The 13,016-nt window shown below is 72.4% G+C and carries 13 protein-coding genes; 8 read left to right on the forward strand and 5 right to left on the reverse strand.

Translation table 11 applies throughout. The features are described from left to right. Nucleotides 1-70 precede the first annotated feature (70 nt). From V6D49_RS22040 to V6D49_RS22050, 3 genes are all read left to right on the forward strand, one after another. Nucleotides 71-688, forward strand: a complete 618-nt coding sequence (locus V6D49_RS22040) for a cell division protein SepF (RefSeq protein WP_340562224.1) — start codon at nt 71-73, stop codon at nt 686-688. 69 nt (nt 689-757) lie between these two features. Continuing rightward, the gene (locus V6D49_RS22045) at nt 758-1,042 is read left to right on the forward strand and encodes a YggT family protein (RefSeq protein WP_340562225.1); all 285 of its coding nucleotides are present in this window, start codon (nt 758-760) and stop codon (nt 1,040-1,042) included. A gap of 49 nt (nt 1,043-1,091) precedes the next feature. Further along, nucleotides 1,092-2,261, forward strand: coding sequence for a DivIVA domain-containing protein (locus V6D49_RS22050; protein WP_340562227.1), 1,170 nt, complete (start codon nt 1,092-1,094; stop codon nt 2,259-2,261). A gap of 188 nt (nt 2,262-2,449) precedes the next feature. Here the strand turns inward: V6D49_RS22050 and ileS are convergent, their stop codons facing one another. After that, nucleotides 2,450-5,623: an isoleucine--tRNA ligase gene (gene ileS / locus V6D49_RS22055; protein ID WP_340562229.1), complete on the reverse strand. Its 3,174-nt coding sequence runs from the start codon at nt 5,621-5,623 to the stop codon at nt 2,450-2,452. Between the two features lie 508 nt (nt 5,624-6,131). Between ileS and V6D49_RS22060 the strand changes: the two genes are divergently transcribed. Both V6D49_RS22060 and lspA read left to right on the forward strand, forming a co-directional pair. Then, complete coding sequence (locus V6D49_RS22060) at nt 6,132-6,956, forward strand: TraR/DksA family transcriptional regulator (RefSeq protein WP_340562231.1); 825 nt, start codon at nt 6,132-6,134, stop codon at nt 6,954-6,956. A gap of 58 nt (nt 6,957-7,014) precedes the next feature. Next, complete coding sequence (gene lspA / locus V6D49_RS22065; RefSeq protein WP_340564212.1) at nt 7,015-7,560, forward strand: signal peptidase II; 546 nt, start codon at nt 7,015-7,017, stop codon at nt 7,558-7,560. An 18-nt stretch (nt 7,561-7,578) separates the two neighbouring features. Here the strand turns inward: lspA and V6D49_RS22070 are convergent, their stop codons facing one another. Further along, nucleotides 7,579-7,842: a hypothetical protein gene (locus V6D49_RS22070; protein WP_340562233.1), complete on the reverse strand. Its 264-nt coding sequence runs from the start codon at nt 7,840-7,842 to the stop codon at nt 7,579-7,581. Nucleotides 7,843-8,243: 401 nt separating this feature from the next. Between V6D49_RS22070 and V6D49_RS22075 the strand changes: the two genes are divergently transcribed. Continuing rightward, on the forward strand, nt 8,244-9,191 hold the full coding sequence (locus V6D49_RS22075) for an RluA family pseudouridine synthase (RefSeq protein ID WP_340562235.1): 948 nt from the start codon (nt 8,244-8,246) through the stop codon (nt 9,189-9,191). A gap of 58 nt (nt 9,192-9,249) precedes the next feature. Here V6D49_RS22075 and V6D49_RS22080 read toward each other — a convergent pair whose 3' ends face one another. Further along, nucleotides 9,250-10,311, reverse strand: a complete 1,062-nt coding sequence (locus tag V6D49_RS22080; protein ID WP_340562236.1) for a mechanosensitive ion channel family protein — start codon at nt 10,309-10,311, stop codon at nt 9,250-9,252. 112 nt (nt 10,312-10,423) lie between these two features. Between V6D49_RS22080 and V6D49_RS22085 the strand changes: the two genes are divergently transcribed. Further along, nucleotides 10,424-11,008, forward strand: coding sequence for a dienelactone hydrolase family protein (locus V6D49_RS22085; protein WP_340562237.1), 585 nt, complete (start codon nt 10,424-10,426; stop codon nt 11,006-11,008). A gap of 44 nt (nt 11,009-11,052) precedes the next feature. Here V6D49_RS22085 and V6D49_RS22090 read toward each other — a convergent pair whose 3' ends face one another. Then, on the reverse strand, nt 11,053-11,586 hold the full coding sequence (locus tag V6D49_RS22090; protein WP_340562239.1) for a GNAT family N-acetyltransferase: 534 nt from the start codon (nt 11,584-11,586) through the stop codon (nt 11,053-11,055). A gap of 178 nt (nt 11,587-11,764) precedes the next feature. Here V6D49_RS22090 and V6D49_RS22095 point away from each other — a divergent pair, with 178 nt between their 5' ends. Further along, nucleotides 11,765-12,220, forward strand: a complete 456-nt coding sequence (locus V6D49_RS22095) for a cyclic nucleotide-binding domain-containing protein (protein ID WP_340562241.1) — start codon at nt 11,765-11,767, stop codon at nt 12,218-12,220. Nucleotides 12,221-12,266: 46 nt separating this feature from the next. Here the strand turns inward: V6D49_RS22095 and V6D49_RS22100 are convergent, their stop codons facing one another. Next, a complete protein-coding gene (locus tag V6D49_RS22100; protein WP_340562242.1) occupies nt 12,267-12,917 on the reverse strand; it encodes a CBS domain-containing protein in 651 nt (216 codons plus the stop codon). Nucleotides 12,918-13,016 lie beyond the last annotated feature (99 nt).

Raw genomic sequence — 13,016 nt, forward strand, 5'->3', positions numbered from 1 at the left:
CGGTCAGACTATGTGGATGCGCGGCCACCGGTGACGGAGCCGATCCACCACAGAGCGGAGGGTGCGGAGCATGGCCGGCGCGATGCGCAAAATGGCGGTCTACCTCGGCCTCGTGGAGGACGATGGTTATGACGGCCGGGGGTACGACCCTGACGACGAGTTCGAACCCGAGCCCGAGCCCGAGCCCGAGCGGGAGCGCCGGCGGCAGCCCGCGCACGAGCCCCCGCCGGAGGAGCCCGTCCGGGTGGTCCAGCCTCCGGCTCAGCGGGAGCGCGAACAGACCCCTGCCCTGGTGGGCGACGGTGGCCGGGTGAGCAGGATCGCCCCCGTGTCGTCCATCACATCCGAACGCCCGAATCTGGAGAAGAGCGCACCGGTGATCATGCCCAAGGTCGTGTCCGAGCGGGAGCCCTACCGGATCACCACGTTGCACCCGCGGACGTACAACGAGGCCCGTACCATCGGGGAACACTTCCGTGAGGGCACGCCGGTGATCATGAACCTCACCGAGATGGACGACACGGACGCAAAGCGACTTGTCGACTTTGCCGCCGGTCTCGTCTTCGGTCTGCACGGCAGCATTGAGCGGGTGACCCAGAAGGTCTTCCTTCTGTCTCCTGCTAACGTCGATGTAACGGCGGAGGACAAGGCCCGCATCGCAGAGGGCGGGTTCTTCAACCAGAGCTGAGACGCAACACCGGAAACAGCCCCGGCCGACAGGCGGCCGGGCAGGTCCCAGGGGAGAGGGAAGCGCACGATGGGCATCGCACAACAAGTGGTCCTCGTCGCGTTGAACCTGTTCCTGTACGTGCTGATCTTCCGGCTGATCATGGACTACGTCTTCATGTTCGCCCGCTCATGGCAACCCGGCAAGGCGATGGTGGTCGTCCTGGAGGGGACCTACACTGTCACTGATCCGCCGCTGAAGCTTTTGCGGCGGTTCATTCCGCCGCTGCGCTTCGGGGGCGTGGCGCTAGACCTGTCCTTCTTCGTACTGATGATCATCGTTTTCATCCTGATCCGGATCGTGGGCGGGCTGTGAACGAGTACGGTCTTGCCGATATGCCGATGACCTACGTTGAGGTGAAGAGATGCCGCTGACCCCCGAGGACGTGCGGAACAAGCAGTTCACGACCGTCCGCCTCCGAGAAGGCTATGACGAGGACGAGGTCGATGCCTTCCTTGACGAGGTCGAAGCCGAGCTGACCCGCCTGCTGCGGGAGAACGAGGACCTGCGCGCCAAGCTGGCCGCCGCGACGCGAGCCGCCGCGCAGAGCCAGCAGCAACAGGGTATGCGCAAACCTCCGGAGGACCGATCACAGCAGGGCCCGGTGCCCGCTGCCATATCAGGTCCGCAGCCGGTGCCTCCGGGACAGCAGCAGATGGGCGGCCAGCAGCAGATGGGCGGCCCGCCCCAGCTCCCCGGTGCACCCCAGCTGCCCGCAGGTCCCGGCGGACCCCAGTCCGGCCAGCACGGTCCCGGCCAGCAGCAGCACCAGCCTCAGCACCAGCAGCACCAGCCTCAGCACCAGCAGCATCAGCAGCACGGTCCCGGCCCGATGGGCCCGGGGCCGATGGGCGGCCACGGCGGCCCGCCGCAGATGCAGCAGGGCGGCGGCAACGACAGCGCCGCGCGCGTGCTGTCCCTGGCGCAGCAGACCGCCGACCAGGCGATCGCCGAGGCCCGTTCCGAGGCCAACAAGATCGTCGGTGAGGCCCGCAGCCGTGCCGAGGGTCTGGAGCGGGATGCCCGTGCCAAGGCCGACGCGCTGGAGCGGGACGCCCAGGAGAAGCACCGCGTCGCGATGGGCTCGCTGGAGTCCGCCCGCGCCACGCTGGAGCGCAAGGTCGAGGACCTGCGCGGCTTCGAGCGGGAGTACCGCACGCGCCTGAAGTCGTACCTGGAGAGCCAGCTGCGTCAGCTGGAGAACCAGTCGGACGACTCGCTCGCCCCGCCGCGCAGCCCGGCCGCCGCGTCCCTGCCGGCCTCGCCGTCGATGGCGTCCGCCGGCGCGCCGTCGGGCGGCACGATGGGCGGTCACCAGTCGATGGGCGGTCAGTCCATGGGCGGCGGCCAGGCCATGGGCGGCCACGGTGGCGGACACAACCAGGGCGGCGGCCAGACCTACGGCGGTCAGCAGCAGATGTCCCCGGCGATGACCCAGCCGATGGCCCCCGTCCGGCCGCAGGGCCCGCAGCCCATGCAGCAGCAGACGCCGTCGCCGATGCGAGGCTTCCTCATCGACGAGGACGACAACTGACGGCAGGGCAACCACCGCCGCACGGCACGTGAAGGGCCGGACCCCATCGGGGTCCGGCCCTCACGCCGTTCCCGGGCCGGTGTCGTTCGGTCGGTGGCGTCCGGGCCGTGTGGTGTTCGGGCCCGCTGTCCGGGAACGCGGACGCCCCGGGGTCCGGCCGGAGCCGGACGCCCGGGGCGTCGCCGTGCTCAGAGCTTCCGCAGCCCGAACGCCACACCCAGCTCGTCGTCCCGCGAGACCGGGTGGCCGGTCTCCTCGCGGTGCCGGGTGACCCACTCCGTCTCGTCCCAGGCGCGCTCGTCGACCTCGTCGGCGAGCACCTCCTCGGCGATGAGCCCCATGTGCTCGCGCAGGGCCTCGGCCGCCTCCGGAGTGCGGGCCGACCACGTCAGGCTGATGCGGTCGGAGACGTCGAAGCCGGACTCCTTGCGCTGCGTCTGGACGAGCCTGATGACGTCCCGGGCCAGCCCGGCCCGTTCCAGCTCGGGGGTGATCTCCAGATCGAGCGCGACCGTCGCGCCGGAGTCGGAGGCGACGGACCAGCCCTCGCGGGGCGTCTCCGTGATGATGACCTCCTCGGCGGTCAGGCCGACCCGCTCGCCGTCCACCGTCACCTCGGCCGTACCGGCGCGCAGCGCGGCGGAGAGCTCCGCCGCGTCCGCCGCCGCGATGGCCGCGGCGACCGGCTGCGTCCGCTTGCCGAAGCGGCGGCCGAGCGCGCGGAAGTTCGCCTTGGCCGTCGTGTCCACGAGCGAACCGCCGACCTCGCCCAGCGACGCCAGCCGGCTGACGTTGAGCTCCTCGGCGATCTGGGCCCGCAGGTCGTCGTCGAGCAGCTCGAAGCCCTGGGCCGCGACGAGCGCGCGGGACAGCGGCTGGCGGGTCTTGACGCCGGACTCCGCCCGGGTGGCCCGGCCCAGCTCCACCAGGCGGCGCACCAGCAGCATGTCCACGGACAGCCGCTCGTCGATGGCCTCCGGCGTGGCCACCGGCCAGTTCGCCAGGTGCACCGACTCCGGCGCGTCCGGCGTCACCGGCACGACCAGGTCCTGCCACACCCGCTCGGTGACGAACGGGACCAGCGGCGCCATCAACCGCGTCACGGTCTCCAGGACGTCGTGCAGGGTGCGCAGCGCCGCCGCGTCGCCCTGCCAGAACCGGCGGCGGGAGCGGCGCACGTACCAGTTGGACAGGTCGTCGACGAACGTCGACAGGAGCTTGCCCGCACGCTGGGTGTCGAAGTTCTCCATCGCCCGGGTGACCAGGTCGACCAGCGCGTGCAGCTCGCTGAGCAGCCAGCGGTCCAGGAGCGGACGCTCGTGCGGCGCCGGATCGGCGTCGGTCGGTGCCCAGCCGCCGGTGCGCGCGTACAGGGCCTGGAAGGCGACGGTGTTCCAGTACGTGAGCAGCGTCTTGCGGACGACCTCCTGGATGGTGCCGTGGCCCACCCGGCGGGCGGCCCAGGGCGAGCCGCCGGCGGCCATGAACCAGCGCACGGCGTCCGCACCGTGCTGCTCCATCAGGGGGATCGGTTCCAGGATGTTGCCCAGGTGCTTGGACATCTTGCGGCCGTCCTCGGCGAGGATGTGGCCGAGGCACACCACGTTCTCGTACGCGGACCGGCCGAAGACGAGCGTGCCGACCGCCATCAGCGTGTAGAACCAGCCGCGGGTCTGGTCGATCGCCTCGGAGATGAACTGCGCCGGGTAGCGCTGTTCGAAGGTCTCCTTGTTCCGGTACGGGTAACCCCACTGGGCGAACGGCATCGAGCCGGAGTCGTACCAGGCGTCGATGACCTCGGGGACGCGGGTGGCCTCCGCCGAGCAGCCCTCGGTCGGGCAGGTGAACGTCACCGCGTCGATGTACGGCCGGTGCGGGTCGAGGCCGCTCTGGTCCGTCCCGGTCAGCTCGCCGAGCTCCGTCAGCGAGCCGACGCATGTGAGGTGGTCCTCGGTGCAGCGCCAGATCGGCAGCGGGGTGCCCCAGTAGCGGTTGCGGGAGAGCGCCCAGTCGATGTTGTTGCTCAGCCAGTCCCCGAAGCGGCCGTGCTTGACCGACTCGGGGTACCAGTTGGTCTTCTCGTTCTGATCGAGCAGCTCGTCCTTGATCTGCGTGGTGCGGATGTACCACGAGGGCTGCGCGTAGTAGAGCAGCGCGGTGTGGCAGCGCCAGCAGTGCGGGTAGCTGTGCTCGTAGGCCACGTGGCGGAACAGCAGGCCGCGCGCGTCGAGGTCGGCCACCAGGGCCTCGTCGGCCTTCTTGAAAAACTGGCCGCCCACCAGGTCGAGTTCCGGCTCGAACGTGCCGTCGGCCCGGACCGGGTTCACCACGGGCAGGCCGTAGGAGCGGCAGACCTTCAGGTCGTCCTCTCCGAAGGCGGGGGCCTGGTGGACGAGCCCGGTGCCGTCGTCCGTCGTCACGTACTCGGCGTTCACGACGAAGTTCGCGCCCTCCAGCTCGACGAGGTCGAACGGGCGCCGGTACGTCCAGCGCTCCATCTCCGCGCCGGTGAAGCTCTGCCCGGTGGCCTCCCACCCCTCGCCGAGCGCCTTGCCCAGCAGCGGCTCCGCGACGACCAGCCGGTCGGTGCCGTCGGTGGCGACGACGTAGGTCACCTCCGGGTGGGCGGCGACGGCGGTGTTGGAGACCAGCGTCCACGGCGTCGTCGTCCACACCAGCAGCGAGGCCGTACCGGCCAGCGGCCCCGAGGTGAGCGGCAGACGCACGTAGACCGAGGGGTCGACGACCGTCTCGTACCCCTGCGCGAGCTCGTGGTCGGACAGCCCGGTGCCGCAGCGGGGGCACCACGGCGCCACCCGGTGGTCCTGCACCAGGAGGCCCTTGCCGAAGATCTCCTTCAGCGACCACCACACGCTCTCGATGTACTGCGGGTCCATCGTGCGGTAGGCGTCGTCCAGGTCCACCCAGTAGCCCATGCGCCGGGTGAGGTCGGCGAAGGCGTCGGTGTACCGCGTCACCGACGCGCGGCACTTCGCGTTGAACTCCGCGATCCCGTAGGCCTCGATGTCCTGCTTGCCGTTGAAGCCCAGTTCCTTCTCGACGGCCAGCTCCACGGGCAGCCCGTGGCAGTCCCAGCCCGCCTTGCGGGAGACGTGGTAGCCCTGCATGGTGCGGAAGCGCGGGAAGACGTCCTTGAAGACCCGGGCCTCGATGTGGTGCGCGCCGGGCATGCCGTTGCCGGTCGGTGGGCCTTCGTAGAACACCCACTCGGGGCGGCCCTCGGACGCCTCCAGCGTCCGGGCGAAGATCTTCTGCTCCTGCCAGAACTCGAGCACGGCGTGCTCCAGCGCGGGCAGGTCCACCTGGGCGGGGACCTGGCGGTACTGCGGGGTGGGGCTCATCGGATGGTTCCTCCGGCGGACAGGGCAGCTTCCGTCAGAGGGACGAGACGCGCCCGCACGGCGCCTCCCGCGGTACCACCCTCCTTGGCGGTGTGCTGGTGACCACCGCCCGCTCGTTGGGCCGGGGCACCCGGAGGTGCTCCTGCGGGCCGGCTCTACTCGCCCCCGCACGGAGGGCTTTCTTCCGGCAGCTCCGGGGTGATCTTCACGTCGCGCTCGCCCCCGGGCTCACACCGTCCCCGGGTCGCTCTGGGCCGCTTGACGACGCTACTCGTCCCCTTCAACGCCTTCGCTGACGCCCAGTGTACGGGCCGCCCGGAAGCGCTGCCGAACGGTTTCCCCGCCCGGGGCCCCGGGCACAACGCCCTCGCGGGTGCCCGGCGGCGGCGCTCGGCCGGGGGCGGAGATCACACCCGGACGGCGCGTCCCGTTGCCGCGTGCTTCGTGCCGATTTATCGTTCCGGCACGATTCGCGAGCAAGATCACACTATGTGAAGGGGTCGCGGCGATGGCAGGCCGGGCGAAGAAGGCAGCCGCCGGTACGACGCCGGCCGAGGGCCGCCCCGCGGCCAGGACGGCGGACACCGGGGAGCCGGAGGACGCGCCGTCCGGCGGCGCCGCGCGGAAGGCGGCCAGGAAGGCGCCCGCGAAGAAGGCGGCCGAGAAGACGGCGGCCAAGAAGACGCCCGCGAAGAAGACATCCGCCAGGAAGACGGCGGCGAAGAAGACGGCGGCGAAGAAGGCGGCGGCGAAGAAGACGGCGGCCACGAAGGCGTCCGCCGGGAAGACGGTCGCGAAGAGGCCGGCCGCGAGGGCCGAGCCCACGAAGGCGGCGGCGAAGAAGGCCGCACGGAAGACGGGAGCCGGAACGGTGGCTGCGAAGAAGACGACGACCGGTACGCAGACGGCGGTACCGCAGGCCCGCATCGCGGCCACACCCGGGGAGCTGGCCGTACGGGCGGGCGAGGAGCCGTGGACGGAGAGCGAGGTCGTCGAGGCCAGGAGCGAACTGGCGACCGAGGTCGAGCGGCTGCGCACCGAGATCGAGGCGGCCGAGCGGGCCCTGGCCGGCCTGATGCGCGACTCGGGCGACGGCGCCGGGGACGACCAGGCGGACACCGGGACGAAGAACATCACCCGGGAGCACGAGATGGCCGTGGCCGAGAACGCCCGGGAGATGATGTACCAGAGCGAGCGGGCCCTGGAGCGGATCGCCGCCGGTACGTACGGTCTGTGTGAGAACTGCGGCAACCCCATCGGCAAGGCCCGTATGCAGGCGTTTCCGCGGGCCACCCTGTGCGTGGAGTGCAAGCAGAAGCAGGAGCGGCACTGAGGGCCGGCCGGGGGCGGTGTCGTAGGCTCGTCACGTGACAGCAGAGGCGGAGCAGGCCATCGACGAGGTGCCGGAGAAGTCCACGGACGACGTGGCGGACGAGGGCGGGGAGCCGCGCGGCAGGCGCCGCGTGGCCGTGCTGCTGTGGGTGGCCGCCGTCGCCTACGCGCTCGACCTGATCTCCAAGATCATCGTGGTGGAGCGCCTGGAGGGTGAACCGGCCGTCGAGGTGGTCGGCGACCTGCTGCGGTTCACCGCCGTGCGGAACCCGGGCGCGGCGTTCGGGATGGGAGAGGCCCTGACGATCGTCTTCACGGTCATCGCGGCCGCCGTGATCGTGGTGATCTTCCGTATCGCGCGCAAGCTCTACAGCACGCCGTGGGCCATCGCGCTCGGGCTGCTCCTCGGCGGTGCCTTCGGCAACCTCACCGACCGCGTCTTCCGCTCTCCGGGGGTCTTCCAGGGCGCGGTGGTCGACTTCATCGCCCCTGCCCACTTCGCCGTCTTCAACCTGGCGGACTCGGCCATCGTCTGCGGCGGCGTCCTCATCGTCATCCTGTCCTTCCGGGGGCTCGATCCGGACGGCACGCTGCACCGCGACTGACCTGCGGCCCGGCCGGTGTCACCGGGTGATCCGGACCCGGTGGCCCTCGTCGGTCCGTTCCGTCACGTGCACCGTCACGCCCGCGCCCTCGGCCCGGAGGCTGCCGCTGTGCCAGCCCAGCAGGTCGCTGCGGGCCGCCACGCTCATCGGGTCCCACGCGCCGACGAACTCCGTCGAGGCGCCCCGCTCCGTCGCCGCGCCGATCGCGTCCTCCACGTACCGCTGCAGGGTCGCGGTGGGGATGCCGCGCTCGATGCCGTACTCCGGCCAGGGGCGCGGCATGCGCAGCCAGCCGTCCGACGGCTCGAAGCGCGGACGGTACCGCCCGTGGGAGGAGCGGCGCAGGTGCTCGGCGGCGTAGTCGGTGAAGTGGGCCGCCCGCTCGGCCGCGCGGCTGCGGGCGGGGAGGTCGGGGAAGTCGACCAGGAGGACGGTGGCCGTCTGCTCGCCCAGCGGTCGCAGGTGTCGGCCGTCCTAGGGCCCTTCGCCGACCCAGCCGCGCGGCTCCGGCGCGACGGCGCACGGTCCGTCGACGTCCCCGGGCACGTCGGGCCACGGCGTCCTCCCTCCCGTGACGGTGGGGTGGCGGCTCCCGTCACGTGGTCGCAGCGTCACCCCCGGTCGCGGCGGCCGCACGCGGGGCCGGTCCGGACGGGTGGCGGGAGTCGGGCATACTCGACCGGGTGAGTACCCCACCATCCCCCGACGTCCGTACGCTGCCCGTGCCCGACGGTCTGGAGGGCGAGCGTCTCGACGCCGCCCTCGCCCGCATGTTCGGCTTCTCCCGCACCAAGGCCGCCGAGCTCGCGGCGGACGGCAAGGTCCGGGTCGACGGGGCGGAGGCCGGGAAGTCCGACCGCGTCCAGGGCGGGGCCTGGCTGGAGGTCGAGATGCCCGCCCCGCCCGCGCCGGTCCGGGTGGTGGCCGAGCCGGTCGAGGGGATGGAGATCGTGCACGACGACGACGACCTCGTCGTCGTCATGAAGCCGGTCGGGGTCGCCGCGCACCCCAGCCCCGGCTGGAGCGGGCCCACGGTCATCGGCGGCCTGGCCGCCGCCGGATACACGGTCGCCACCTCCGGGGCCGCCGAACGCCAGGGCATCGTGCACCGGCTGGACGTCGGCACCTCCGGGCTCATGGTCGTCGCCAAGTCGGAGCGCGCCTACAGCCTGCTCAAGCAGCAGTTCCGGGAGCGCACCGTCGACAAGCGCTACCACGCGCTCGTGCAGGGGCACCCCGACCCGCTCAGCGGCACCATCGACGCGCCGATCGGGCGCCACCCGCAGCACGACTACAAGTGGGCCGTCGTCGCGGACGGCAAGCCGTCGGTGACCCACTACGACCTCATCGAGGCCTTCCGCTCCGCCAGCCTCCTGGACATCAAGCTGGAGACGGGCCGGACCCACCAGATCCGGGTGCACATGGCGGCCCACCGGCACCCGTGCGCCGGGGACCTCACCTACGGCGCCGACCCGACGCTGGCGCGGCGGCTGGGGCTCTCCCGCCAGTGGCTGCACGCCGTGCGCCTCGGCTTCGAGCACCCGGCCGACGGCAGCTGGGTGGAGTTCGCGAGTACCTACCCGGCCGATCTGCGCGCCGCCCTCGACCGCGTCCGGGCGGACAGCGCCTAACCGGGACGCGGGCCGGGGGCGCCGGCCCGGCCCGGCCCGCCCCCCGGCCGCCGTCGTGTCAGCCCTTCCGGTCGAGCACGGGCCCCGGCTCTTCGGACTCCCGGCTGGTGCGGACGCGGGGCAGCGCGTAGGGGTGCTCGTCCCGCAGCCAGGCCAGCAGCTGTTCGCGGACCTCGCAGCGCAGCGTCCAGACGTCGTCGGCGGTGCGGGCCGACATCGCCGCCCGGACCTCGATCGTCGACGGCGTGGTGTCCGTCACGACCAGGCTCCAGCTCCGCCCGTCCCAGGCGTCGCTGGCCCGGACGACCTTCTCCGTCTGGGCGCGGAGCTCGGTGACCGGCGTCGTGTGGTCCAGTTGCAGGTAGACCGTGCCGATCACCTGCGATCCACCGCGCGACCAGTTCTCGAAGGGCTTGTTCGTGAAGTAGGACACCGGCATGGTGATCCGCCGCTCGTCCCAGGTGAGCAGCACGAGGTACGAGATGGTGATCTCGTCCACGACGCCGTACTCGCCGTCGACCACCACGGTGTCCCCGATGCGGACCATGTCGCCGAACGCGATCGACAGCCCGGCGAACAGGTTGCTCAGGGTCGACTGGGCGGCGATACCGGCCACGATGCCGAGCACACCGGCGGAGGCCAGCATCGACGTGCCGATGGTCTTCATACCGTCGAACTGCAGCAGTATCGCCGCGCCCGCGATGACGATGACGACGGCCGTCACCAGCCGCTGGATCAGCGTCAGCTGGGTGCGCACCCGGCGCGCCCGCGCCGGGTCGTGGGCCACGCCCGCGTAGCGGGTGGACGCCGTCTCCATGGCCGCCGCCGCGACGCGCAGGGCCAGCCAGGCGGAGGCGGCGATCATGATGATCGTCAGCCACAGCTCCACGGTCTGCCGCCGGTCGACGGCCAGGTGCGTGCTCTCGAAGAAGCCGCGCACCAGCGCCACGAACAGCACCGCCGCGAGCGGCGAGCGTCCCTGGCGCAGCAGGCCCCACATGGGGGTCTCCGGGTGCCGTGCGTCGATGCGCACGAGCAGCCGGTCCACGGCCCAGGCGACCACCCAGGCCACGACGATCGCGCCGCCGAACACGATGACCGGTCGCAGCACGTTCTCCATGAGGTCTCTACTCCTTGCAGGCGATGGGCTCATCAGACCGTACCTGGCACGATGTGGACGTCCGCCCCGGGTCCGCAGGGGCGAGCGCGGAGAGACGGAAGGACGTGACGCAGTGGCCACCGTGGTGCTGTTCCACTCGGTGTACGGACGCAGGCCCGCCGTGGAGGCCGCGGCCGAACGGCTGCGGGCGGCCGGGCACGAGGTCCACACCCCCGACCTGTACGACGGCCGGACCGCCCGGACCCTCGACGAGGGCCGGGCCGTGCAGGAGGAGATCGGGTGGGACGAGCTGCTGCGCCGCGCGGTCGCCGCCGCCGCACCGCTGTCGGAGAAGGGGCTGGTGTACGCCGGATTCTCCCTCGGCGCCGCGTTCGCCCAGAGCCTGGCGCTCGCCGACGAGCACGCCCGCGCCCTGCTGCTCCTGCACGGCACCTACGACGTGGCCGAGGACGCCTCGGCCGACGGTCTGCCCGTGCAGCTGCACGTCGCCGACCCCGATCCGTTCGAGCCCGGTGACTGGCTGAACACCTGGTACCTGCACATGGGCCGGACCGGCGCGGACGTCGAGGTCTTCCGCCACCCCGGCGCGGGCCACCTCTACACCGACCCCGACCTCCCGGACCACGACGCCGAGGCCGCCGAGCGCACCTGGCGGCTCGCCCTCGCCTTCCTGGCGGAGGTCGACGCCGGCGGCTGAACGGCCGCCGTGCGGCGCGTCTCGGGCGGCCCGCTGACCCGGGCTCAGGAGTACGGCGCCGGGGAGGGCCTGCGCAGCTCCATGATGTGGCCGGTGGCGGGGTAGGCCTCGTTGCCCACGAGCCGGCCCTCCTTCGTCTCGGTGATGACGAAGCCTTCGCGGAGGTAGAGGGCCAGGGCCCGCTCGTTCCCCGCCAGCACCGTCGTCTCCACGCGGGGGCCGCCGTGGGCCACGGCGTGGCGCAGCAGCGCGGTCCCCGCCCCCTCGCCGTAGCGGGACGGGTCGACGTACAGCCAGGTGACCTCGTCGTCGGCGAGGGCGACGAAGCCGACGACCGCCCCGCCGTCCCCGGCCGCGGGGTCCTCGGCCCCTTCGGCCACCCAGACCCTGTCGTCGAAGAGCCCTTCGCTCTCGTAGGTGTCGGCGAGCGACAGGAACGCCTCGATCCCGACCGAGTCGCGCAGCTCGTCCAGCCGCGCCGCGTCGTGAATGCGCGAGACGGCCGCCCAGTCGCCCGACCGGTAGGGGCGCACGCGCCAGTCCGGACCACTGTGCTGGTTCCCGGTGTTCGAGGTCATCGCCGTAGCCTGGCCCCGCGCCTCCTTCGGCGCAACGCGTTTTCGGGTCGCCCGGGGTTCTGACCGCGACGCCGGGGCCGGACGGGCCCGCCGACCGGGCCGTTCAGCCCTGGCGGACGGTCCCGGGCGGGGTCAGGATGAAGAGGTCAGTCCGTCGCCGGGCCGTGAGAGGTGCGCCGTGGTCAGCACTGTCACCCATCCCTTCCGTCTGTTGCCGCCGCGCGGCCGCGAGCGGCTGCTCGCCCTGGGCCGGCCGGTGCGGTTCCCGGCCGGGACGCGCATCTTCCGGGAGGGGCGCCACGCCGACCGCTTCTGGGTCATCCGCAGCGGTACGGTCACCCTCGACCTGCACGTGGCCGGACGCCGTCCCGCGCACATCGAGACGCTCCACCCCGGCGACCTGCTCGGCTGGTCGTGGATGGTGCCGCCGTACACCTGGCGGCTGGGTGCCCAGGCCGCCGGGGACGTCAGCGCGCTGGAGTTCGACGCGGCGGCGGTCCGGGGTGTGTGCGACGACGACCCTGAGCTGGGCCGGGCCCTTGCCGTACAGGTCGCCGAGATCATCGGGCGGCGTCTCCAGCGGACGCGCACCCGGCTCCTGGACCTGTACGCCCCCTACGGCAGCGGGCCCTGACCCCGGGCTCGCCGTCCGTTTGGACCGCCTCGACCGCCTCGTCCGGTCAGGCCGCCGAGCCGTCGGGTTCGAACCGCACGTCGACCACCCCCTCGACCGCCCGGGCCAGGCGGGCGACCACCGGGACGAGCGCGGCGTCCGGGACGTGCCCGGTGAAGGTCACGACGCCCTCGCGCACCCGCACCTCCAGACCCGCGTCGCGGTGCGGGAAGAGCGGGGCGACGACGTGCTCGCGCACCTCCCGCGCCAGCTCCTCGTCCGGCCGCAGGAAGACCTTCAGCAGGTCGCCCCGGCTGACGAGGCCGGCGAGCCGGCCCTCGGTGTCCACCACGGGAAGCCGTTTGACGCCGCGCCGCGCCATCGCCCGCGCGGCGTGGGCGAGCGTGGCGTCCGCCCGGACCGAGATCGCGGGGGCCGTCATGAGGTCCCGGGCCACCAGGCCGCCCGCCTTCGCCAGCTCGTCGAGCCGCCCCTCGGTCCCGGACAGGGACGGACCCTCCGCCCGGTACTCCTCCTTGGGCAGCAGGTCGGCCTCGGAGACCACGCCGACCACCCGGCCGTCGCCCTCCAGCACGGGCAGGGCGCTGACGTTCCACTCCTCCATCGTCCGCACGATCTCCTTGAAGGGGGCGTCCGGGCTCACGGCTACCACGGTGTGGGTCATCACGTCGCTGACGATGTGCGGTGAGCTGCTCATGGCTCCTCCAGGCGGCGTCGGGCCTCTCGCTTCCATGGTCCGCCGTATCCCGGCCCTCCGCTCGGGCTGGTCCCCCTCGGCGCGCGGTTGTGGGCCGGT

The sequence above is a fragment of the Streptomyces sp. GSL17-111 genome (genome assembly GCF_037911585.1).
In the GTDB taxonomy this organism is placed as follows: Bacteria; Actinomycetota; Actinomycetes; order Streptomycetales; family Streptomycetaceae; genus Streptomyces.